Source organism: bacterium (assembly GCA_030690305.1).
Taxonomy (GTDB): Bacteria; Patescibacteriota; Minisyncoccia; order Phycocordibacterales; family JAGLPS01; genus JBBUCK01.
In genome coordinates this window covers 125,743-149,568 of sequence record JAUYHB010000020.1, presented here as the reverse complement: position 1 = coordinate 149,568, position 23,826 = coordinate 125,743, and the positions used below count along the sequence as shown (strand labels likewise).

Here is a 23,826-nt window from a genome sequence, read left to right as displayed (position 1 = left end):
CCTTTCTGCACACATGACTTAATGGTGCAGTCTAACACAAAAAACAAGCAAACGCTATGTTTAAAGGTTATTTGTGTATATGCTGGTTCAGTCGGCTATAAATGTGAAAACGGAAACAATCGGATAATATTACATTATCTGGTTGTTTTCCTTACTAGCTATTATAGTCGTTCTGAAATAGGCCTGCAAAACTGGCTCTGTTGATAACTCAATTTCCAGGCTTTCCCGAAAATCGGCATAAGAGGAAAATATAGAGGTTTTATCAAAAAAGTCAACGTTTTAGGTACAAAAACCGGACGGACAATCACTTACCGCAGAGAGTAGACACTCCAACGTCTTTCCCCATCCTTCTTAAGGACACCACTCTTTACCAAAGCAAGCAGCTCTCTCTGTATTGTTTTTTCACTACACCCCTTAATCATCGATGAAACGTCTTTTATATTTACGGCATTTTTCACCCGCACAATTTCTATTATGCTCTTTTTTCTGTCGTTTTTCTTTGACGTAAAAGAAGGATAGCCTTGGAAAGATTTCTCATTCGGAGTCCAATTATGTCTGCGACCCAAACTACCTTCTGTACTGTCTTTTTTAGATTCAAAATTATGTCCTTTATATTGGAAACTGTCTTTTACATCAGTTTGAACCCTTTTTTCGATGTCCTTGGGGACATCAACAGAAAAGAAGTCGCTCGCCAAAAGGCGTTTTTCTTTGTTCAGGTTTTCAGTTATGAAAGCTGAGGAGAACGAAATTTCCTTCTTCAAAATCGAGAAGTTCATTTCAGAAATTAAGCCTGAAACATAGCATATGGACAGATACGAAAGAATGGTATCGCACAGGTCTCTCAAGATTGGCAACATTCGGTTTCTTTCCGATATAAAACTGTCTTTTAAATGCAAATTAAACGAAAGAAGCTCAAGGGATTTTTGTCTTATATCCCATTTCACCGGTTCTTTATCTTCAAGGACGGTAGTCACAAGATACAGAGCCGCGACTATTTTTTCAATTTTTTTATATATAAAAAAAATATCCCTGTCTTTTATAGAAACATTGTTTTCGGAGATTATGGTTGATAATTCCTTGTTTTTTTCGTTAATGTCTTTTTCGGGATTCATCGTTTTTTATTGTAGATATTTTTGTCTTTTATATAAAATGTCTTTTATAAAAAGAAATAACTTTGTCTTTTATTATACACCACTGAATTGGGAAAGTAAATAGTGTCTTTTTATGTCTTTTTACAAGATGTCAAGACCGTTAAAACGTTGAAAAATAAGGTTTTTCGGGAATTTTTGTTTGCGTCCCTATATGTTACAATTTAAAAATTAAGATTTGGGAGTCCCGCTTTGTATGGCAAAAAGAAAGAAGAAATCCAGTACAGAACATGAAGGAGAGACAGGACTAAAAGATGAAATCATCCAGGGAATACTTGCCGTTGTTTTTTTTGCCATGGGTATTTTTCTTGCCCTTGCATCTTTCCACGGCTCGTCAGGGAATAACGCGGCAGGAATCGCGGGTAAAGCGGTTTACACACTTCTCACCAAACTTGCAGGCATAGGCTATTTCCTTTTACCGATTGTATGTATTCTTCTGTCACTTTCTTTTCTTAAATCCCTTAAAAAAAGTTTTGCATTTTCCCAAACTCTTGGAGCGTTACTGCTTACCTTCTCCGGTCTTGGCCTCATTAATATTGTTGCCGAAGGCAAGGGAGGATTTTTGGGTAACGTGGTATCTTCCCCTCTCATCTCTCTTTTTGACGTGTATGCCTCATTCATTTTCCTTCTTGCCTTAAGCGTTATTTCCCTCATTATTCTTTTCAATATTGTCCTTACGGTTGATTCGCTGTTTTTCTGGAGATACTTTATGAAGAAAAAAGAAGAAGACACTGTCGGAGTATTATCGAAAGAGGAAAATGAAAAAATACATCTTCCCGGCAATGAAGATCAGATGAACGGCAAGAAACTGGAAGAAAAAATCGAGCAACAAAAGCCTGCGAAGAAAGAAAAAGAAACGGAGGAAGATGGCTTCGCCGTCGGAGCAACCGCATTCAGTCTTGCGGACTATTCCCCACCACCGTTGAGTATCTTTGAAAGGGACAGAGGAAAACCGGGCGTTGGAGACATTAAAGCAAATGCCAATATTATAAAACGTACGTTGCAAAATTTTGGCATTCAAGTGGAGATGGATGAAATTTCAATCGGGCCGTCCGTTACGCGATACGCTCTGAAGCCGGCAGAGGGAATGAAGTTGTCGCGTATCGTCGCACTACAAAACGATTTGGCTCTTGCTCTTGCCGCTCACCCCTTGCGTATTGAAGCACCCATTCCAGGAAAATCACTTGTCGGCATTGAAATCCCGAATACAACCAAAACAATTGTAGGCTTGGGTTCGTTGCTTTCCGAGGAAGAATTTCAGTCTTCCGGAAAATCTTTGTTGATGGCTTTGGGTAAAGGAGTAACGGGGAAGTCTCATTTTGCGAATTTGGCAAAAATGCCTCACCTTCTAATTGCAGGTGCGACAGGTTCCGGTAAGTCGGTCACAATCCACGCGCTTCTCAACTCTCTTCTCTTTAGGAACGCCCCCGAGCACCTGAAGTTCATAATGATTGACCCAAAACGCGTTGAGTTGACCTTGTACAACGGTATCCCCCATCTGCTTACCCCAGTCGTAACCGAAGCAAAAAAAGCTATCCTTTCCCTCAAGTGGGCCGCCAAGGAAATGGACCGAAGATATGACATTCTGGAAGCGGAGTCTGTACGCGACATTGAGTCGTATCATAAAAATATTCTCGAACCCGAACTTGAGAAGATGAAAAACAAAAAACAGGACGGTGCGGAAAAAGAAAAACTGCCCGAACTCATGCCCTATATTATTATCGTCATTGATGAACTTGCCGATATTATGCAGTCGTACCCGCGAGAACTTGAAGCGGCCGTCGTGCGACTTGCTCAGATGAGCAGGGCGGTAGGTATACATTTGATTCTTTCGACGCAACGGCCTTCCGTAAACGTCATTACGGGACTCATCAAAGCAAACATCCCCACGCGTGTCGCGTTACAGGTTTCGTCACAGATAGACTCCAGAACCATTCTCGATGGCGGAGGAGCGGAAAAACTTTTGGGTGCCGGAGACATGCTGTATCTCTCGGGGGATATGTCAAAACCGGTTCGTCTTCAGTCCGCCTTCATTTCAGAGGGCGAGGTCAAGAAAACTGTTTCTTACCTTAAAGACGGATACAAAGACGCACTACCCTCCGAAATAGATTTTTCAAATGAAACCACGCGAAATTCAATCTTTGACGCAAGTTTGGAGAATGATGAAGACGATCCCCTATACGAAGAGGCTCGGGAAGTGGTTTTGGAAGCGGGAAAGGCTTCCACCTCCTATTTGCAAAGAAAACTCCGCGTCGGTTACGCCCGCGCCGCGCGACTCATAGATATTCTTGAAGAGCGAGGTGTTATTGGTCCGGGCGACGGTGCCAAGCCACGTGAGGTCCTCGAACCTCTTTCCAGAGAAAACCAAAATCTCCCCCCTAACGGGGAAGAAACCGTATGAGCGCGCGGGGTTTATTTTTATTAAAGGTATTTGCCGGCTGTGTAGCGGTTTTTGTCTTGGCCATATACTTGTTTCATCAAGGTCAAAGCCTTATTGAGGGGCCGATACTTTCGGTGCGTTCCCCTATAAATGGCGCCACGTTCGCCTCTCCCCTTGTTGAGATTTGGGGTACGAGTAAAAACATCTCCTCCATACAGTTGAATGACAGACCCATCTTTATTGACGAGGAGGGTTTTTTTAAGGAGAAACTGCTTTTGTCTTCAGGCTATAATATAATTAAGTTTTCGGGGTCTGACAGGTTCGGACGAGTCAAGGAAACATTTTTAGAACTTATTCTGAAAGAATATGATAAAGAAAACGAGCAAACAAAAGGTAGCGAAGGATAATATTGCAATATCAGAGACAATAAAAAGCATTAAGACAAAGTTCGGTAACGAAGCCATTATGATGTTGGGTGAAAAACCCAAGGTAAACGTCAATTCCGTTTCAACAGGTTCTCTCGGGCTCGATGCCGCCCTTGGTGTCGGAGGATTGCCCCGGGGACGCATCGTTGAGATTTTTGGTCCCGAATCATCGGGAAAGACGACACTCTCTTTGCATGTGATTGCCGAAGCGCAAAAACAAGGGGGTATCTGCGCCTTTATTGATGCCGAACATGCTATGGATCCGGAATACTCGAAACGCCTCGGAGTGAAAATTGACGAGCTTCTCATCTCACAACCCGACACGGGAGAGCAAGCTCTTGAAATTGTCGAAAGTCTTGTTCGTTCGGGGAAAATCGACGTTATCGTCATTGATTCCGTTGCAGCCCTTACGCCTAAAGATGAAATTGAAGGAGAAATGGGGGCGTATCATGTGGGCAAGCAGGCCCGCCTTATGTCCCAAGCACTCCGCAAACTTACAGCCATTGTCGCTAAAACAAAAACAATCGTTATTTTTATCAACCAAATCAGAATGCAAATTGGTGTGATGTTCGGAAATCCGGAAACAACACCGGGAGGCAAGGCACTCAAATTCTACACGTCAGTACGCATTGATATCCGCCGTATCGCTCAGATAAAAAAAGGTGAGGAAGTCATGGGCTCGCGCATTCGGGCAAAAGTGGTAAAAAACAAGGTGGCCGCCCCTTTTCGACAGACGGAATTCGACCTTATGTATAACGAAGGGATTTCAAGGGAGGGTGAAATTATCGCCCTCGGAGAGAGAATGAAGCTCGTTGAGAAAAGCTCCGCGGGAGGATACTCGTTCGGAGACCTTAAACTTGGACGCGGGTATGACGCGACACGGACATTTTTGAAGGAAAACGCCACTGTCTCAAAAAGCCTTCTTTCGGAAATTAAAAAGAGACTTGCGGAAGGATATTGACGCATAAGTCTTTTATGACTATGCTAGAGCCTTAACCGGGTTTATATTTTATGTTGGCATATAACGAAATCGGCGTAAAAAAATTCATCATTCTTGACGGTGAACCGTTTGAGGTTCTTTCGTCACGCGTATTTCGCATGCAAAAAAGAAAGCCCGTCAATCAAACGAAGCTGAAAAGTTTTCTTTCGGGAAAAGTGGTTGAGCGATCTTTTCACCAATCCGAAAAAGTTGAGGAGGCGGAGGTGGAAAAGGAAAATTTGAAATTTTTGTACAGCAATAAGGGCGAGCATTGGTTCTGCAAAGAAGATGATGCAAGTAATCGTTTTACCCTTTCAGAAAATCTTGTCGGAGATAAAATACGTTTTATGAAACAAAATTCCATCGTTACGGGGATTTATTTCAATGAAAACATTATCGGTGTTGATATACCTATGAAGGTGGAACTGAAAGTCACGGAAGCCCCCGGAGCGGTAAAAGGAAATACCGCGCAAGGTGCGTACAAGCAAATCACTCTTGAAACGGGCGTTATTGTGAGCGCTCCCCTGTTTATAAAAGAAGGAGACATTGTAAGAGTGAACACCGAGACCGGAGAATACGCGGAACGTGTATCATAAAAGGCCGTTCGTAATCTCTTTTTCAGAGTACGGATATTTTCCTACTAGAAAATTCCTCGAGTTCGCGCCGTCGCGCTCGCTAGTCTCTGAAAAAGAGATTCTTCACTCTAACTGGAAGAGGGAGAGAAATCCGCGTAAAAAACAGTGTTTTTATTTATGTAAAGCAAAAAACGCCCCTAAGGGCGTTTTTTAGTGAGAGACGTAAGGCAATAATGCCATATATCGGGCACGCTTCACTGCCATAGAAAGCTTGCGTTGATTCTTGGCGCTTACTCCCGTCTTTTTACTGGAAAGCAGTCGGCCGTGGGGATTGAGAAATTTTTTGAGGATTTCTATATCCTTATAGTCGATGTGCTTTATATTATTTTGTGAGAAAAAACACTGTTTCATATTGGTTAAAATGGAATGTCGTCTGGGTTAATTTCTTCTTGCGGATAATCTATTCCTCCTCCGGGAGCCTCTGCTTCCGGCTGAGGTTCCTTGTCTTTCGATGCTGGCGTAGTGGGAGCAGGAGTGCCTCCCTCTCTACGCGGACCAAACTGAATTCGGTCTGCGATAATTTCTGTTCGATACTTTTTTGAACCGTCCTGGGCATCCCAGCTTCTGGTTTGCATTCTCCCTTCAACAAGGGCGGAACTTCCTTTCTTCAAATACTGGGCAACTGTTTCAGCCTGCTTCCCAAATACAACAATGTTGTGGTAATCGGTATTTTCCTGGCGGTTACCATCCTTATCTTTCCATACGCGATTGGTCGCAAGAGAAAAAGAAGTTACCTTAACTCCCGATGGGAGCGAGCGCATTTCAGGGTCACGCGTAAGGTTTCCGATAAGAAGTGCTTTGTTAAGATACATAATCTAAGTCTTTTGATTGAATGACGTTTTAACTATATCTCCCTTTATTTTCTCTGTCTACGCTTCTGTTTTCGCGTCACCGACAAGTTTTTCTATGCTTTTATCCAACTCTTCCTGGGAAACTTCCTGCTTTGGCATATCTTTTTTAGGCTCCTCCGTTTTTCTGATTAAAGGGGTACGCAATGTGGCAAGTGTGTTTTCCCGTACTGTTTCAATAAGGATAAGACGCACAATAAGGGGGTCGTTCTGTAATTTTTCTTTGAGCGAGGTTACTTCGTCACGTGAGAGTTCAAATTTCATCCATCCGAAATATGCGTGGGTAAAGTGCTCCCGTCTTCCTGCTGACGTTTTGCTTAATGTGTAGGCAAGCGCTTTCATTTTCGGAAAATCTTCCGAAATCAGAACGCCTCGTTTTTCTTCAATGGCTGATTTTATACCGAGTACGGTTTCAGAAAGTTTTTCCTCCGGAAGCGTCGGAATGAGACTGTAACCAACCTCGTATATTCGCATGCTTTCAGCGTTTTCTGGTTGTTCTTTTTTCATAATTTTTTATCTTTAATCTCTATTACCCTTGCGTAGGCGGAAGAGCCAAGATAGGAGAAAGACTATCATAAAGCCAGTTCTCTCGCAAGAAAAAGCTTCTAGTGTAGGGATGAAAGGGGAAAAACCCGGAAGGCATTATCAACCATGGCTTTTTTTGCTTCGTCCAAAGAAATGTTTTTTATCTGTGAGATGCGCTCAACAACATATGAAACAAAAGATGGCTCACATCGTTTTCCCCGAAACGGCACAGGAGCGACAAACGGACTGTCAGTTTCCGAAAGGATTGATTCAAGGGGTATGTAGGAAATGACTTCGTCATAGTCCGGGGTAAACGTGATAACTCCGGTAAATGAGCATGTAAAACCGATGGAAAGGAATCTGCGCGCAATGTCCACGTTACCAGCAAAAAAATGAACGTTGCCTTTCAAATTCCCCCCTGCTTCTTTGTGTCTAAGTTCAAGAATATCGAGCACGTCTTCGTATGCATCCCGACAATGAACCATGAGGGGTTTGTTGTGTGTAAGAGAAAGTTCAATATGCGATTCAAAGATTTCTTTCTGCCGTTTTTTTTCCTCACGCGAATCGTCTTTGGCACGGAAATAATCGAGTCCACACTCCCCTATGGCAACCGTTTTAGGGTCTGTGGCAAGTTGTGAATAAAAAGATTCGTCAAATATTGCCTCCGAATCATCCGTTGGATGCTGGCCGATTGCAGCGAATATGCCGGAAAACAATTGTGTTGATTCTACGGCCTTCTTTGAGCTTTCTTTGTCGGTGCCGACAGTAATAGTCCACGTATTTTGTTCGCGTAAACGCTGTATTACCGCATCTCTGTCGGAATCGAATTCGGGTAATTGAATATGAGAATGTATATCGAAAAAATCGGGCCTCATTGCTTTCGGAGAAAGAGTGGGGTTTCAGGCGCTTTATTTTCTTTGAGAAGAGATAGTATTTTTTTGGAGGTTTCAGGCATAAATGATGAGAGATGATTAGCAATGGTAAATAAATCGGTCAGTAAGAATTCTATATCTATTTTCGCTTTTTCAGGGTCAGTTTTTATTTTTTTAAATGGCTCTTCTTTTTGTATGTATGCGTCATCATACATAATATGGGCGGCCCAAATAAAATCCATTGCTCCCTTTAAATCAAAACTGTTGATTTTTTTCTCAAACTCAGGTGATTGCCCAGCTACTGCGTCTTTGGGAAGTCTTATGTTATAGGTTGAGGCCATTTTCATTACTCTGGAGACCAAATTACCGAGGCCATTCGCAAGATTGGCATTATAGGTTTCCTTAAACCTTTCAGAAGTAAAAATACTGTCTTCAAACGGATGCAATTCTCGGAGCACGTAATAGCGGAGGGCATCGGTGCCGTACTCTTTCACGATTTCAAGCGGGTCTATGACATTACCAAGTGACTTGGACATTTTTACTCCTCCTTCTCCGGTTACAAAGCCGTCAATGACAATTTGTTTTGAAGGAGTAATACCAAGAGACATAAGCATAGCCTGCCACATGGCCGCCTGCTGGCGCAGATTGTCTTTGCCGCAGTATTGCACAACACCCCCGGTTTCATTCCACCATTTATTAAATTTTTCTTTGTCCTGCGGCCAGCCTATCGCGGAAATGTAATTAACGAGTGCATCAAACCACACATACATGACGTGGTCGGGGTCATTGGGCACAGGAATGCCCCAGGACATTTTTTCCTTGAGGCGGGAAATACTGAAATCTTCCAGTCCGCGGGAAACAAACGCTTCTATTTCATTGAGACGTGTCGCGGGTACAACAAAATCGGAACGGCTATGATACAAATTAAGAAGTTGTTTTTGAAATGAGGAGAATTTAAAAAAATAATTTTCCTCGTCCCTTAATTCTATTTCCCTATTGGAATGTAGAAGACATCGTCCGTCAACAAGCTCGGAATCCGTTTTTTCAAGCTCGCACCCGACGCAGTATTTAACGGTATATTTTTTCTTTTCAATAAAACCTTTTTCTTTGCTTTGTCGCCAAAATTCCTGCGCGGCAGAGACGTGCTGTGCGTTGGTTGTACGTATAAACGAAAAAGTGTAGTCCCCCGTTCCCACCGCAAGAGCGGAGCAAAACTCCTTGAAGTGTTCGGCCATTTTGTCAACAAAAACTTGCGTATCGATGTTTTCTTTTTTCGCAATCTCCGCAATTTTTTGTCCGTGCTCATCGGTACCCGTGTTAAAAAAAACGTCAAAATCGAGAGAGGCTTTGTGTCGGGCTGCGACGTCGGCACGAACAAGCTCAACCGCATGTCCTAGATGAGGCTTTGCATTCACATACGGCAGTGTCGTTGTTATATAGAAAGGCTTTCGTGATTCCATGACTTAGGCGTTTTTTTCCGGGTGAAGCATGTCGCGCTGAAGGTCATTTAAAAATTCAAGCAAAATCGCCGCAAGTGGTACGGATAAAAGAATCCCCAAAAAACCGCCGAGTTTAGCCCCAATAATAAGGGCAAGGATAACAACAATTGACGGAACTCCCACCACTTTTTTGACAACAAGAGGATAAATGAGCTGGTTTTCAAACTGTTGGATAATGATGTAAAGACCCATAACTATTAAGGCAAGCGACCAGCCGTCCTGGGAAAAGGCGGTAAGAATTGCCGGAATAGATGAGATAACCGGACCAAAAAGCGGAATAATTTCAAGAATACCTCCAAGAATGGCGAGCAGAAGTGCATGCTCAACGCCTAAAAGCGTAAGGCCGAGGTAAATTAAAACCGCAACCAAAACAACGAGCACCAATTGCCCCTGCATCCACAGACCTATTTTTTTCTCGGCACGGCGCCACAAACTTATGACGTACGAACGGTGGCGCGCCGGCGTTACCATATTCAAAAACACGGGAATTCCGTCTTCCTGAACGGCAAGATAAAAAGAAAGCACGAGTATGAGGAGAAAACTCAATAGTCCTCCGAACACGAGACTTATGGTGTTAAAAATGCCCCCCGAAACGTTTGAAACCACGAGGTTGATTTGCTGGGCAATTTCTTTGAGAGAAAAACTTCCTGAAAATTGTCTTATTGCCGGATTCGCATCAAGAAAAGAACTGGAAACAACGGGCGCGTCGGTATTTACCGTACTGATGTACTGAGACAGAGAAGAAAGCGCGTTTGAGGCTTCGTTGAGAACCGGAACAAAGAGAAGGTAGAACGTAAGGGTAAGGGAAACGGCAAGGCCGAGATAAATCAGAATCACCGCAAGTAATCTCGGGAATCTATATCCCACAAACCACTTGGTTATTGGCTCAACAGCGGAGGCAAACACAACCGCGGTCAAAATAACGAGAAGCAGGTCGCGGAGGATGAAGAGCACGTAGGCAAGCGCAAGAATGGCGATAGCTTTTACCACACTCCCCGCGTCAACGTGGACCGTGACGTCTTTTGAATTCATATTGCTATGATAACACCGCTCTTCTGCGATGAGAAGAGAATGCCTATGGCCTTTTATGAAGGCAGAACAAGTTTTTCTCTAAGCATATCGGGAGAAGAAATGTCTCCAATCACCGCACAGTTGAGGCGAGAGTTGGTTATTATATCCTTGGCAACGCGAATAATATCCTCCGCCGTTACCGCTTTTATTTTATCCGCAAACTCTTCGGGCGTTTGAAGAGGACGTCGGAGCGCGTTCTGGTATCCGTAATACTCCGCTATTGAATCTGATGATTCAAGTTCCAAATACATCGTTCCGACAAGGTAATCTTTTGCTTTGTCGAGCTCTTTTTGCGGCACGGGTTCTTTTTTCAAACGGTCAAGTTCTTGCAAAATCTCTGACAGGACCTCCTCAACGCGTTTTTTATCAACACCAGTTGTAATCGCAAGATGGCCGTGGTCCGTGTAAAAATCGGCTTCCGAACGGGCATAGTACGCAACACCCATCTGCTCACGAAGTTTTTGAAACAAGCGGCTGCTCATTCCCCCACCCAATATGGTACTCAAAACCCGCAGTGTTGGAGCGTCGGGGTGATGTATCGGGAAGGCCCGCACTCCGAGCATCAGGTGCGTTTGGTCGGTGTCTTTGTGCTTGACGAGAATTTCAGGTTTTTCCTGTTTTTCAACAACCGGTTTTTTGTCTTCTTTCGGTGTTGCGGGGATTGCGGAAAACAGCCGGACAATATGTTCTTTTGTCTCTTCTTCATTTATGTTACCCGCAACAATAACAGCGGTTCCGGAGGCAACATAATGAGCGGCGCGGTAATCAATAAAATCCTTGCGGGAAAGAATTCGTATGTTTTCTTTGGGACCGGCAATGGGCCAACCGGCAGGCTGGTCGCCATACAAAAGTTCAAAAAACAAATCATAGATGTGCCGTTGGGGCATGTCCTGATACATGTTTATTTCTTCTATAATGACGCCTTTTTCTTTTTCAATTTCTTTTTCATTGAATACCGGATTGAGATAAATGTCGGAAACAACATCAAGCAGGGTGAGAAAGTGTTTCTTGTGCGCTTTAGCAAAATATCCGGTAAACTCCTGTGAAGTAAACGCGTTTGACTGAGCACCGAGGGCGTCGAGTTCGTGGCTGATGACAAGTGCACTCGGGCGTTTCTTTGTTCCTTTAAAACACATGTGTTCGAGAAAATGCGACAATCCATTTATATTTTTTGTTTCGTATTTCGAACCTGTTTCAACCATGACCAAAACGGTTACCGTAGGGGCATCGTGCAAAGGAATAGTGATAATTTTGAGTCCGTTTGGAAGAGTGGTTTGATTAAATTTCATGGTCTAAAAAATATTAGAAGCGTAATGGCGATTGTAGCATATATTAGGGCCTTGATTAGAGAAAATAATCATTGACTTTATGTAAAATAATGATATAATTAAAGGTAGAAGTGAACAGTTAGCCTCTGTTTTTTAATATGTTCTTAATATAGAATTTATCATCAGAAAGGAGGTGGCTCTATGAAACTTATTGACCTGCCCCTGGAAGAACGCAAGCTCGCCGAAAAAATCAGAGCACAGATCGAGGAGCAACACGCGTTGTGTAACATAAAGGAGGAGGGAGAAGTACCTAAAGAGGAATTCGAGGAATTCCTGTCATCTCAAAGCAGGGAAATTCTCTCGGATTTCAACAAGCATGTTACCTGGGAGGAGTTCAGGAATTTCGGAGTCAGACGTCCTCCATCTTTGGATGATTTTACGGAACATTATATCGCAAACGGAGGTGCGAAGGCGTTCCGTGAAAAGTGGAACATTTCAAAAGGTAGAAAGAAGGTAGAAAAACGGCCTTAAATATCAGATTTTAAAAGGCCGTTTTTTTATTCCAAAAAGGGCTTTTGCCCTTTATTTTTATATACTATTCAGCTTTTAAGGAAGACGAGAGTTCGTCAATCGAAATTCTTTCCTGTTTTCCGCTATTTCTTTCCCGGACGGTTGCGGTTCCGTCCTCAAGCGTCTGGAAATCAACGGTAACGCAAAACGGCGTGCCTATTTCGTCCTGCCTTCGGTATCGTTTTCCTATATTGCCATTGTCGTCAAAAATAGCCGAGGGAATGGTTTGTTTAACTTTCGCAAATACGCTTTTTGCCTTTTCAATGAGTTCGGGGCGATTTTTAAGCAAAGGAAAGACCGCCACCTTAATCGGGGCAAGGGTGTACGGAAACTTCAACACTACCCGTTTCTCCTCCCCCATCTCATCTTCGGTGTACGAACTGGCAAGAACAGCCATAACCGTTCGGTCAATGCCGAAGGTGGGCTCGATAACGTGCGGGAGAAAGCGCTCATTTGCTTTTTCATCGTAGTAACGCAAATCCACCCCGCTTTTTTCCATATGATTTTTGAGGTCAAAATCGGTGCGGTACGCAAGGCCGTATAACTCTTTCTTTCCGAACGGGTACTCAAATTCAAAATCAATCGTTCGTTTGGAGTAATGCGCACGGTCTTCGGCAGGAACTTCGTATTCGTGAACGGACGCGGGTGACAGTCCGATGCGTCCCATCCATGAAAGCATTTCCTTGCGCCACATTTCAAAATGTTTTTCCCACTCATTTTCCCGGACGAAATATTCTATTTCCATCTGCGAAAATTCGCGCGAACGGAACATAAAGTCGCGGGGAGCGATTTCGTTTCGGAAGGCCTTCCCTATTTGAGCAATACCGAACGGTAATTCCGGATGAAACGAGTCGATAATATTTTTAAAATTAACAAACATTCCCTGTGCGGTCTCCGGACGAAGATAGGTCATGGAAGCGTCGTCCTGTGCGGCCCCTATATGGGTCTCAAACATCATGTTGAAAGCAGTTGGAGATTTCCATTTTTCTTGCGCTCTACATCTTGGGCATGATACAAATCGGTTTAAATAATCATGAAAGACTAAGCCAATATAACTTTCTGAGTTTATTAATTCTTTCAAAATATCCATCTTTTTCTCTATAACTTCCATCTTTGCTTCGTTTGCCTCTATGGCATGATTGATTGCTCTTATGTAGATTTTATTAAAAGCAATTTTTTGCTCAGAAGTAATTTCTTTATCATCTTTTATTTTCTCTAAAATAGGATCGAACTGCTGAAAGACCTCTTTTGCTTTAAAAGAGGGTAATGCTTGAATTTCATCATCAATTTTTTTTGCACGTCTATACCATTCTTTTTTTACCGCCTCAAGATCCGATGCTGTGTTTATTAGATAATCTGCCCTAAATTTCTCTTTACATTTCTGACACTCCACCAAAGGGTCGGAAAAACCTTCAACATGCCCACTAGCCTCCCATACTTTCGGATTCATAATCAAGGCACTTTCCAACTCATACATATCATCTCTTTCATCCACGAACTGCTTTCTCCATAAAGATTCGATATTGCGCTTCAAAACCACACCCAAAGGTCCGTAGTCCCACGTTCCCGCCAGTCCATCATAAATTTCGGAGCCTTGGTATATAAAACCACGGCGTTTTGAAAGGGATATTATTTTTTCCATTAGTGTCTCCGATGCCATAGTCATTAACTTTACGTTCTCCCTCCGATTTCACAAGTGGACAGGGGTGTCATTGCCTAGCGTAGTGAGTGAAATTGAGAATGTTCTTACATTATCATTTCCGAACCAGCGACGGCAACAAAAGCCTGGCTTTTATTGCGTGACTCTGTCGTGGCCTTGAAATGCGTTCGGGTCGGTACTCATTTTGGTCGTAAGGGCGTTGATTTCGTTTTGAATCGTCGTGCCAGTGAATGTGTCTTTGCCGCTTATTTTTGTCGCATTCAAAAGAATAGGGCTTGCGCCTATTTGCCCCAAACTCGGCAAGAAACTTACCTGGAGCGCCACTTGACGCACTGGAAGGGATATACCAGTGCCCGCGGGAACATCTCCGATATTCCATACGAGTTCGCGGGTGGACGGATCGAATGTAATGCTTTCGGACGCAGTATCGATCTTATTGAGCCAAGACACGTACGGAGGAAGCGACGTATGCAGTACAACGTCCGACAAAGAGTTCACGGAGTTTGTGACCGCAAGAATAACGCTGTACGTTGTCGGCACTTCGGCTTTGGGAGGAATAGGCCCGCTGTTTGAGAAAGGACCCGTCGAATATACGACACGTCCGGTCGCAACAAGACCGGAGGAAACTTTTATCCTCTTTGTTACAGTCGAAATCACTTCCTCCGATGTACCATCGGAGGAAAAACGGGTGCCTTTGAATGTCGCTTCGATAAGCACTTCGGGATTGCGCAAAGCGTTTACCGTCGACAATTCCTTAACAAGTGAGAAATCAAAACTGACCGAGCCCGTTTTCTTGGGTCCGAGGTCGCCGAGGAAAGAATACCCGTTCTTATCCCACAAGACGGTATTGTCTATTGAACGGTAGAAACCTCCGTTTTTGGCAACGACACTTGCTCTGTCGAGCGCCGAACCTGAAAGCTTGACCTCAAGTGTTCCGTTCAAGACGTTAACAGGCAAGGTGTTGAACCATTCAATGGTAAGCGGGATTTTGGTCCCAATGGGAGCGATGTATTCTTGTGTATCTTCTTGATTTATTTTTAACGCAAGGTCAACGGACGGCTTCTTTATGAGAACCGACTGAAGTATGGAAAGAAAATTAACGCCGATTGTTTTATTGTCATCTTTGCTTGCGATGCCGACATCGAAACGAAATGTGCGTTCTTCTTCGTTTTGTCCTTCAATCCGCCCCGTAATAACTATCTTTCTTTGCCCCGCCGGTTCAAGGTCCCCTACTCTCCAGAGCATATTTTCCGATATGCTTTGCGGGACGGAGGAGTCAAAACGGAAACCGAACGGATATTCGGTCTTGAGCAAAAGATTCCGCAAAATATCGTTTGAGTTTGATGTAACTGTCATTTCTATCTGAAACGGCTGATTGGCATTTACTTCCGGGGGATAATTGAGGCTCAGTGTTACGGGAGACGAACTGATAGTTACGTCGTAATTGATTTCTTTTGCGAAGATGGCGTTTGATCCCGTGATGCGGTACTCAAGAGTGATTTTAATCGGTTTTATATTCTCTTTCTCACCGAATAAAACGGCTTTGACGGTTTTTTTGACAACTCCGCCCGCGGGAATAATCTCGAGGCCTTCCCTGTCACGAAGAAGTTCTTCTTCCAAATTTCCGACGGTTTTTGTTCCGAGGGGATATTCAACCGTAAGGACGGCGGATTCAAGCGCGGCGGTGTTTTTGTTGTGTATGAGAATATCAAGCGTCAACTCCTCGCCTCCCTGAACGGAAATTGGGCCAACCACGGAAATATCAACATTTTTTGAAGAAACGATAATGGAACCTCCGTAAAACATATACACGGCCGTAGCGACGGAAAGAAGAAAGAAGGCGGCGGCGCCAACAAAAAGAATGGTGAGCCATGAGCGTTTTTGGGGAACTTTTTTCTCTCTAAGCGCCTCGTCAACAGAAATTTGGTCGTGTTTCCACTCTCCACCAACCTCATACTTTTTCTCGCTCATTTTCGAGTGGTCGTACGGAGACTGCGGTATGAATTTCCTCGAATAAAGATTATCTTTGAGTTTGTTTATTTTATTTTCGGGAGAGGTCGGTTCCATTTGAAAAATTATAGCACGGGGGATTTTTTAGGCAGTAGTTGGCTTTCAGCCAAGGCGGTGTTTATGAAGCGGAGCGCTTTTGCCTGCACGGAAAAAACCGAATCAAGCATTTTGTCGTTAAACTCCGCATCTACGCTTATCACGTCGAAATCGGGTGACGCGGGAAGGTAGCCGAGGTTTTTGAGCATTTTTAGAACCATCAGATGCTCTAGTGCGTTGATTTCCCGTTCGGTATGATTGCTTTTAAGAAATTGAAATCCGTTTTTTAGAATGGAAAACAGTTCGGCGTTCTTCTCTTCTCCCACGACAAGGCTGCGGACAAGAGAAAGGATACGGACAAGCGCGAGCGACTGCCCGGATAAATGACCGAAATAGTGCAAAAAATTCGACTGGGTATGGGCAAAAACTATTCTCCACGTCTTTCCGTGCACCAAAGACACGTGGGTGTGCGAGTAGGGTTGAAGCGAGTACCGTAATTTTGATTTTTCTTCCCGTATTCCCTGGGCAAGGGCGTGTATGAGCCCGAGGTCGCGGGTAAAAAGATATACGCGGCGGCTCCCTTCTTCATGGGCGGTTCCTCCAATGACAAATGCTTCAGTGTGATAGATGTGATACATAATTAACGCTCCACGGAAAAAACAAATGACATACCACCGATATTGACAGCTTCTCCTTCAATAGATTTGTATTTGATATCGGAGAGTCCCGTAGTTTTTGAAAGTCCGGCTTTATATTCATCAACGAACTGTTTCCCTGTTTCGTCCGTGGAAACAATAAGCATTATTTTGTCTTTCGCATCAAACCCTTTCGCTTTTCGGAAATCCTGAATAGCGCGGATGAGGTCGCGTTGCTCTCCTTCGATTTTAAGTTCGGATGTTATGTTTGTATCAAGAAAGACCTCGTCTTGCTGTTTATCATCAAAACGAATTTCTTTTACATTCAACTCATCGAGAATAAGTTGGAGGTATTCGTTTTTCCCTTTCAGAGAAAGCGTTTTAACAATTATGTGTGAAAGCGGTTGACGGACTTTTATTGCCGACTTCGCGCGCGCTTCAAGGCCCAAAGAAACGACATGCCTGGCTTCTTTCATGTTCTCGACAATGCGGGAATCCGCTTTCTCTTTTGTCGGCCAGTTTTCAAGATGGACACTTTCTTTTCCTTTTTCTCCTTCCACTTTAAGATAAATTTCTTCGGCAATAAAGGGCATGAATGGGGCCATTAATTTTGAAAATTCCTGGAGTACAAAACGCGTTGTCGCAAGTGCCGCAGTTTTGTCTTTCTCGTCGTCTCCTTTGAATCGTTCTCGGGAACGGCGAAGATACCATGTGGAAAGGTCGTCAACAAAATCAAGGATAGGCCGTGTTGCCGCATCAAGAGCGTATGTCTCCATGGAATCGGTAATCATGTCGCGCGTTTGAGAAAGGCGGGAAAGAATCCACAAGTCGAGAATGTCTTTTGAATTTGAAGCGCTTTCTACGGAGGATTGGGCGTACATTTCATAAAATGAGCAGACGTTCTGCAGACGCAGGCTCAGTTTTTTGACCACCTCGTCAAGACCTTTCTCGGAAAATGCCAGGTCTTCTCCGCGAACAACGGGAGAAGAAAGCATGTAGTATCGCATCGCATCGGCACCATATGTATCGAGTATTGCTTCGACATCGGGGTAGTTTTTGAGACGTTTGGACATTTTTTGTCCGTCTTCGGCAAGAATAGTACCGTTTACGACAACATTTTTGTACGGCGTTTTTCCAAAGAGGCCCACGGAAAGCATGAGGAGCGAGTAAAACCATCCTCTCGTCTGGTCAATACCTTCAGCAATAAAATCCGCGGGGAAACGAAAACCTTTTTTAGCGTCAAATTGTTTTGTTTCAAACGGGTAGTGGTGACTGGCGTACGGCATCGAGCCCGATTCATACCATGTGTCAAACACCTCCGGAATCCGTTTCATTTTCCCTCCGCATTTGCACGTAAATTCAACGTTATCAATGTACGGACGGTGAAGGTCGAGCTCGTAGTTTCTGTGAGAAACCGGCGCAAAATCAAGGACCCGCGCTTCTGCGGTCTTTAAAAAGTCTTCCCCACTGTGCAGGGCGAGTATTTCTTTTTTGGAAGCGCCATATGCGGCCGCAAACAACATCCAGGCGGGAAATTCATGTGTGATGATAAGAATTCGCTTTCCGTCGTATTCTTTATCAATTTCGTATATAAACTCTCCCATCCGTTTTTTGACGTCGGTGAGATTTTCTCCTCCCTGCGGTCGTTTTTCCAGTTTTTCTTCCCTGGTGGCGAAGTTCTGATATTCCGAAACCAATTTGCCATTGTATTCCCCAGTCTGCACTTCCTTCAATCTGTCATCGGTTATCACCTCTTTAACTCCGATGATTCCGGCAACAATGTCGGCAGTTTCTTTGGTGCGGGTAAGCGGTGAAGCGATGATAATGTCTATTTTCCCCTTGAGAGTCTCTACTGTTTTCTTTACCTGCCCCTGGCCCTTTTCTGTCAGATGGCGAATGGTGGAATTGTCTCCATTGATAAGCCCGAGAACATTACTTTCGGCTTCGCCGTGACGCATGACAATATATGAATTCTTGCTTTTTGTTTTCTTTTTAAGTTCTTCAACGGAACCGATAACGGCAATTTCTTTGCATTGATTGCAAATCCATACGGGCAACGGAGCACCCCAATAACGGGAACGAGAAATTGCCCAGTCACGGGCACCCTCCAGCCACTTTCCGAATCGCCCGTCACGGATTTCCTCGGGAACGAAGCGGACTTTTTTGTTTTCTTTTATAAAATTGTCTTTATATTTCGTGACAGCGACAAACCACGATGCCGAAGCGTAGTTAAGAAGCGGGGTGTCACACCTCCAGCAATGAGGATATGAGTGAATGATTTTTTCTTTGGCAAACAAAAGTCCTTTTCCCGCGAGATGTCTAATGATTTCAATATCCGCTTTCTGATGGTCGTCTTTTGGTTTTACAAATTGCCCCACAAAATCGGTAACTTCTTTTTCAAACACCCCGTGACGGCTGACATGCTGGATAAACGGCAATTTTTCTTTCTGCGCGAGGTTCAGGTCATCTTCACCAAAGGCCGGGGCTATATGAACAATTCCCGTTCCATCTTCGGTGGTAACAAAATCTGCCGCATATACTTTCCACCCTCTTTCTTTGTTCTCAAGAGGGATGTTTTGGTAGTAATCAAAAAGAGGTTTATATGATTTTCCAATAAGGTCTTTCGCTTTTATTTCTTTTATTCTCGGGGAATGCTGTTCTCTTGCACCACCCAACCATTCGTGATCATCAGAGGAAAAAAGTTGCATGAAAGAAAGAGAGTTCTGTCCTTTAAAAAGGTGATTAAGAAGTGCTTCTTTTGCAATTACATAGGATTCAGATGAACCACTAAACGCTTTAACGATTAGGTAATCAGTATTTGGATTAACTGCCAAAGCGACATTCCCAGGCAACGTCCACGGCGTCGTTGTCCATGCCAAGAGATATGTTCCAGGTTCGTCTTTTAGCTCGAATTTCACCGTTACGGAAATATCGGTGATGTCTTTGTATCCTAAAGCCACCTCCAGATTTGAAAGTGTTGTTTCGCAGTGCGGACACAAATGCATTGATTTGAATCCCTGATAAATCAGTTTCTTTTTGTGCAATTCGGAAAAAGACCACCAGACGGACTCCATGTATGAGGGCGACATGGTGATGTACTGGTCATCCATATCAACCCATCGTCCGGAACGCGGAATGAGCCTGCGCCACTGTTGGTCATAGCGTAAAACACTTGCCCGTGCGGCTTCGTTGAATTTCTCAATGCCGAGCGCTTCAATTTCCTTTTTGTCTTTTATCCCGAGTTCCTGCTCGATAAGATTTTCAATCGGCAAACCGTGGCAATCCCAGCCCCATCGGCGAAGTACGCGCTTCCCGCGCATCGTTTCAAACCGCGGAATCACATCTTTGATTGTTCCAGCCAAAATATGCCCGTAGTGAGGCAGACCTGTTGCAAAAGGAGGTCCGTCATAAAAAGTAACATCCCCGTGAGGGGCTTTTTTCTCAAGGCTTTTTTGAAAAATCCGATTCTTATTCCAGAAATCAAGAATTTCCTCTTCCTTTCTCGCTATTTCGCTTTTTTTAGGAGGATTTTCCGACATACCACTAATCTTAGCCGTATAACCCGTACGGAGCAAGCCTACCTGCCTTAGTTTTACTCTGGTAAAGATGTGGCGAATTTTAGTTTACCCTGAACTTGTTGAAGGGAAATAAAAAAAAACCGCCTTCCGTTTTTTAGACGAAAGGCGGGGTTGGGAAACGAAACTAAGTAATCCCAATATTAAGACGAAGAAACTCGCGAACAAAGATTGATTTGGAGTCCGTCCGAACGAAGAGTGGCTTTAAGACAGTCTCCTATCCGGAAACCTTTTTCTTCAAGGCATTTAATCCACTTAGGAGATACACCATCGTGGAGAGTAAGGGTTGAGAAGAAAATAAAATCATCCTTTTCTCTCCAGTTAGAATCTGGTTTAGAAACTGTTAATTCACCAGAAAGAAACTGTTTGACACCTTCTATTCCTCCAAGTTTGTTGATTACTGCCTCGATTGTGCCTAAGTCCAGATTTGAATACTTCATGACACACTCTCCTTTCCAACTGTTAGTTGGGTTTAAGCGTTTCTGATAGAAACGCTTATGATTTGTTTATTCTGTATCAAAAAAACTTCGACTATAATTGTACCAAATTATTTACTGTTTGTCAAAAACAATTCTGGCCCTATATTTAGGTTTATTTCCCCTTTTGCACTTTAAGCGAGAATTTACTTTTCAAAAATCTTGCGGAGCCCGAGGAGGGTAAGCAAAGAAAAACCCTCATTGGTCTGGTCAGACCAATGAGGGTTTTATTTCGGTAGTACTGAAGACTACTTTTTCATAACGGCATAGACACTTTCTTCAGACCAGAAACAAGACTTGATTTCTGTATATAGCCAAGCCCACCTGCCTTTAACTTCACACAAATAAAGCATTACATCACTCAACCCATTGATATAATAAATCGTTCCTGGAAAATGGACATTCTTACCTCTCCACTCATCAGGAATGAGTTTAGGGTAAAGCAACAAATAAGCTAGAACATTTGCGTTCAGAACGGGTTTACTCTCAATCTCTTCTTGGATTTCATTTCTTGCGATATACCTATCAGACTTCCCATTGGAGAAGACCTGAAGTTCAACCTTCTTAGGATCCCATTGGAATAGTCCGCCCTTCCGGAACTTCTGAACTCTGCACCCATCGTGAGGGGTATAACAATAATTTTTACAATCAATTACATGTTTCAGTATTCGAACTTCGGCATACCCCTTGATAACAGAAAGTACTTGAATAAGTATGTTACCTTGACTTAGTTTCTTCACATCTTCAGACGTCCATCTGTTCCGCTCAAAAGCATAATCCAACTCGGCGGCCTGTCGACTTGTCATAATAGCACTCATGACATGTCTCCTTTCGTTGGCAACATGTTCTAGGGAACGCGTTGCAGAGTTAAAAATCAAAGAACTATTTGAATGCAAAAATATACCTAAATACTAAGTGTGTCAATGTCTATTTTGTGCCACCTTCAGGTTTTTTTCTCCAAGTTTAAAGCAAGTGGTCTTTTTTCAGAGACTAGCGACCGCGACTGGTGGGAGCTCGAGGAATTTTCTAGCAGGAAAATATCCGTGCTCTGAAAAAAGACCAGGAGCGACCTTACATCTTGTCGGGTGCTGGAATTCCGAGCAAGGTTAAGCCGTTTTTAAGAACTGCCGCAACCGCAGAAGTAAGAGCCACTTTATAGGCTGATGCGAGGTCTTTGGAATCGACAATTTTTTCTTTGGCATAAAAACTGTTAAAAGCGCCCGCAAGTTCCGTAAGATACGTGACAACATAATGCGGTTCGTGCTCTTTGCCGGCATGCTCAACCACTTCGGAGAAGTGAACGAGTAATCTCTCAAGACTGCCTGGATTCCCCTTCCTCGCATCTTCTTTGATTCCCTCTTCCCGTGCTTTGACAAGTATTGATTTTGCCCGTGTATGCGCGTACTGCAGATAAGGGCCTGAATCACCCTCAAAGGAAAGCGATTTATCAAAATCAAAAATAATATCTTTTCCCGACGCCTGTTTAAGAATCGAATATTTTATCGCCCCAACCGCCACCTGTTCGGAAATTATTTCTTTCTCTCCGTCCGTTAAATCCCTGTCGGATACTTTTTCTTTCACTTTTTCCCTCACTTCGTCAATCAGAGATTCCGCCGTGATGACATTACCTGTTCGCGATGACATTTTTCCCTCTGGTAGGCGGAGCATTCCGTGAGAAATATGAAGGGTTTTTGAGGCCAAGTCGGGTGAAATAAGTTCAAGCACTTTAAGCAGTACTTTGAAGTAATCATTCACCTCATTACCGGTAATTACAATCGATTTCGTGTATGCGTATTTTTCGTATTTTATTTCCGCAAGACCCAATTCTTTTGTTTCATATGTGGGGAGCCCGTCGGAATTTAAAAACACACGAGTATGAAGTCCGTACGGTTCTCCTTTAAACACGACCGCCCCGTCACTTTTTTCAAATATTCCGGGAGTATTCTCCTGGACAATCCCCTTTCCGAATTCTCCCGTACTGCTTTCGAAAAAAAAGAAATCGAACCTCGTTCCGAGGCGCGTATACATTTTTTCAAATTGTTTTAGGCTTTCGCTTTTCCCTTGGTCATAGAGTTTGTTTATTTCCGTATCGCTCCGGGCGTATATTTTTTTGTTGAGTTCGGCAATTTCTTTTTTTGCTGTCTCGTTTTCGTCATATTGTTTCGCTCCCTGAGCGTAGGTTTGCCCCCACGAGGATGCGGGGTCTTTGAGTTTGCCCCACAAGGCTTTTGCAACATGAATGCCCACATCGCCTTGGTAATTTGCACGTCTGACTTTCGCGCCGTTCCATTCCAAAAGCCGTGAAATTGATTCACCGATGGTATTGGACATCAAATGACCTATGTGGAACTCCTTGAACGGATTTGGGTCGGTGTACTCAACCATTACCCCCTCTTTACTTAACGTTTTGTTTTGGCCAAATGAATTTTTTTGTTTGAGAATCTCCTTTACCGAGTCGGCAAGAAACTGCTTCGAAAGAAAGAAATTGATAAACCCGGGGCCGGCAATTTCGATTTTTTCAACCTCTTCGGGTTTGTGTCTTTCAAGTTCGGAAGCAAGCTTTAAGGCAAGGTCGTGAGGAGAAAGCGAAAAGTCCTTGCAGTATGTAAGGGCGACATTGGTGGAATAATCTCCATGGGAAGAGTCGGCGGGACGCTCAATAGTGACTTTTGCCGGGTTTTTGATTCCGACTTTTTTGAGCATTTCTTTGATAACCCGTTCCAGTTTTTCTTTCATGTTATTTGCCTGTGCTTCCAAAACCCTTGTGTCCTCGGTCCGATTCGGAAAGGGAGTCGGCCTCGGTTACTTCCAAACGTTCAATTTTTTGCACAAGCATTTGGGCAATCTTGTGTCCCTTTTCAAACGTATAGTTTTCGGAAGAAAGATTGATAACGCCCACTTTTACCTCACCGCGATATCCCGAATCAATGACACCGCCAAGGGTTTTGAGACCATGATTGTGGGAAAGTCCACTTTTATCCCACACAAGCCCGACGTAACCGTCCGGAATTTCAAGCGCGATACCCGTCGGCACCGACGTTCTTTCACCGGGTTTAAGGGTTGTTTCCTGAGAGGCGTATAATTCCAACCCGGCATCCCCTTCGTGCACATAGTGCGGAAGAATGGCTTCAGGAAAAAGCTTTTTAGCCTTCAAAATCATGGATTTATAGTAACACAAGAAAAAAGCCTCCACTTTAGGCGGAGGCTTTTTGTA

General features: G+C 43.6%; 21 protein-coding genes. 5 read left to right on the top strand and 16 right to left on the bottom strand.

Annotation, left to right across the window (positions count from 1 at the left end):
- Window positions 1-308 precede the first annotated feature (308 nt).
- Window positions 309-1,112 (bottom strand): hypothetical protein, encoded by an 804-nt coding sequence (locus tag Q8O71_02580; GenBank protein ID MDP2705260.1) that lies wholly within the window; start codon window positions 1,110-1,112, stop codon window positions 309-311.
- Between the two features lie 232 nt (window positions 1,113-1,344).
- On the opposite strand from Q8O71_02580, the gene Q8O71_02575 reads away from it, so the two are divergent.
- The 4 genes from Q8O71_02575 to Q8O71_02560 are packed head-to-tail and all read left to right on the top strand — an operon-like array spanning window position 1,345 to window position 5,528.
- Complete coding sequence (locus Q8O71_02575) at window positions 1,345-3,549, top strand: DNA translocase FtsK (protein ID MDP2705259.1); 2,205 nt, start codon at window positions 1,345-1,347, stop codon at window positions 3,547-3,549.
- A complete protein-coding gene (locus Q8O71_02570) occupies window positions 3,546-3,935 on the top strand; it encodes a hypothetical protein (protein MDP2705258.1) in 390 nt (129 codons plus the stop codon). The genes Q8O71_02575 and Q8O71_02570 overlap by 4 nt, the downstream gene beginning before the upstream one ends.
- Window positions 3,895-4,914, top strand: a complete 1,020-nt coding sequence (recA, locus tag Q8O71_02565; GenBank protein MDP2705257.1) for a recombinase RecA — start codon at window positions 3,895-3,897, stop codon at window positions 4,912-4,914. The genes Q8O71_02570 and recA overlap by 41 nt, the downstream gene beginning before the upstream one ends.
- A gap of 50 nt (window positions 4,915-4,964) precedes the next feature.
- Window positions 4,965-5,528, top strand: coding sequence for an elongation factor P (locus Q8O71_02560; GenBank protein MDP2705256.1), 564 nt, complete (start codon window positions 4,965-4,967; stop codon window positions 5,526-5,528).
- A 189-nt stretch (window positions 5,529-5,717) separates the two neighbouring features.
- Here Q8O71_02560 and rpsR read toward each other — a convergent pair whose 3' ends face one another.
- The 7 genes from rpsR to Q8O71_02525 all read right to left on the bottom strand — a co-directional run bounded on the left by rpsR (window position 5,718) and on the right by Q8O71_02525 (window position 11,671).
- Window positions 5,718-5,918 carry a 30S ribosomal protein S18 gene (gene rpsR / locus Q8O71_02555; protein ID MDP2705255.1) on the bottom strand — a complete coding sequence of 67 codons (201 nt, stop codon included), beginning with the start codon at window positions 5,916-5,918 and terminating at the stop codon, window positions 5,718-5,720.
- Window positions 5,919-5,923: 5 nt separating this feature from the next.
- Window positions 5,924-6,379 carry a single-stranded DNA-binding protein gene (locus Q8O71_02550; protein MDP2705254.1) on the bottom strand — a complete coding sequence of 152 codons (456 nt, stop codon included), beginning with the start codon at window positions 6,377-6,379 and terminating at the stop codon, window positions 5,924-5,926.
- 57 nt (window positions 6,380-6,436) lie between these two features.
- Window positions 6,437-6,922: a 30S ribosomal protein S6 gene (locus tag Q8O71_02545; protein MDP2705253.1), complete on the bottom strand. Its 486-nt coding sequence runs from the start codon at window positions 6,920-6,922 to the stop codon at window positions 6,437-6,439.
- 98 nt (window positions 6,923-7,020) lie between these two features.
- On the bottom strand, window positions 7,021-7,815 hold the full coding sequence (locus tag Q8O71_02540; GenBank protein ID MDP2705252.1) for a TatD family hydrolase: 795 nt from the start codon (window positions 7,813-7,815) through the stop codon (window positions 7,021-7,023).
- Window positions 7,812-9,272, bottom strand: a complete 1,461-nt coding sequence (metG, locus tag Q8O71_02535; GenBank protein ID MDP2705251.1) for a methionine--tRNA ligase — start codon at window positions 9,270-9,272, stop codon at window positions 7,812-7,814. Before metG ends, Q8O71_02540 begins: the two co-directional genes overlap by 4 nt.
- A gap of 3 nt (window positions 9,273-9,275) precedes the next feature.
- A complete protein-coding gene (locus Q8O71_02530; GenBank protein ID MDP2705250.1) occupies window positions 9,276-10,343 on the bottom strand; it encodes an AI-2E family transporter in 1,068 nt (355 codons plus the stop codon).
- Window positions 10,344-10,396: 53 nt separating this feature from the next.
- Window positions 10,397-11,671, bottom strand: a complete 1,275-nt coding sequence (locus Q8O71_02525; GenBank protein ID MDP2705249.1) for a pitrilysin family protein — start codon at window positions 11,669-11,671, stop codon at window positions 10,397-10,399.
- Window positions 11,672-11,851: 180 nt separating this feature from the next.
- Here Q8O71_02525 and Q8O71_02520 point away from each other — a divergent pair, with 180 nt between their 5' ends.
- Window positions 11,852-12,181, top strand: coding sequence for a hypothetical protein (locus tag Q8O71_02520; protein MDP2705248.1), 330 nt, complete (start codon window positions 11,852-11,854; stop codon window positions 12,179-12,181).
- A gap of 64 nt (window positions 12,182-12,245) precedes the next feature.
- Here the strand turns inward: Q8O71_02520 and Q8O71_02515 are convergent, their stop codons facing one another.
- The 8 genes from Q8O71_02515 to dut all read right to left on the bottom strand — a co-directional run bounded on the left by Q8O71_02515 (window position 12,246) and on the right by dut (window position 23,772).
- Window positions 12,246-13,862 carry a glycine--tRNA ligase gene (locus Q8O71_02515; GenBank protein ID MDP2705247.1) on the bottom strand — a complete coding sequence of 539 codons (1,617 nt, stop codon included), beginning with the start codon at window positions 13,860-13,862 and terminating at the stop codon, window positions 12,246-12,248.
- Window positions 13,863-14,012: 150 nt separating this feature from the next.
- Window positions 14,013-15,947 (bottom strand): hypothetical protein, encoded by a 1,935-nt coding sequence (locus tag Q8O71_02510; protein ID MDP2705246.1) that lies wholly within the window; start codon window positions 15,945-15,947, stop codon window positions 14,013-14,015.
- Between the two features lie 8 nt (window positions 15,948-15,955).
- Window positions 15,956-16,564: a DNA repair protein RecO gene (gene recO, locus Q8O71_02505; protein ID MDP2705245.1), complete on the bottom strand. Its 609-nt coding sequence runs from the start codon at window positions 16,562-16,564 to the stop codon at window positions 15,956-15,958.
- A gap of 2 nt (window positions 16,565-16,566) precedes the next feature.
- Complete coding sequence (locus Q8O71_02500; GenBank protein ID MDP2705244.1) at window positions 16,567-20,100, bottom strand: class I tRNA ligase family protein; 3,534 nt, start codon at window positions 20,098-20,100, stop codon at window positions 16,567-16,569.
- Window positions 20,101-20,279: 179 nt separating this feature from the next.
- On the bottom strand, window positions 20,280-20,576 hold the full coding sequence (locus tag Q8O71_02495) for a hypothetical protein (protein ID MDP2705243.1): 297 nt from the start codon (window positions 20,574-20,576) through the stop codon (window positions 20,280-20,282).
- Between the two features lie 284 nt (window positions 20,577-20,860).
- Window positions 20,861-21,430 (bottom strand): hypothetical protein, encoded by a 570-nt coding sequence (locus Q8O71_02490; GenBank protein ID MDP2705242.1) that lies wholly within the window; start codon window positions 21,428-21,430, stop codon window positions 20,861-20,863.
- Between the two features lie 253 nt (window positions 21,431-21,683).
- On the bottom strand, window positions 21,684-23,348 hold the full coding sequence (gene argS, locus Q8O71_02485; protein ID MDP2705241.1) for an arginine--tRNA ligase: 1,665 nt from the start codon (window positions 23,346-23,348) through the stop codon (window positions 21,684-21,686).
- Between the two features lies 1 nt (window position 23,349).
- Window positions 23,350-23,772, bottom strand: a complete 423-nt coding sequence (gene dut / locus Q8O71_02480; protein ID MDP2705240.1) for a dUTP diphosphatase — start codon at window positions 23,770-23,772, stop codon at window positions 23,350-23,352.
- Window positions 23,773-23,826: the final 54 nt, after the last annotated feature.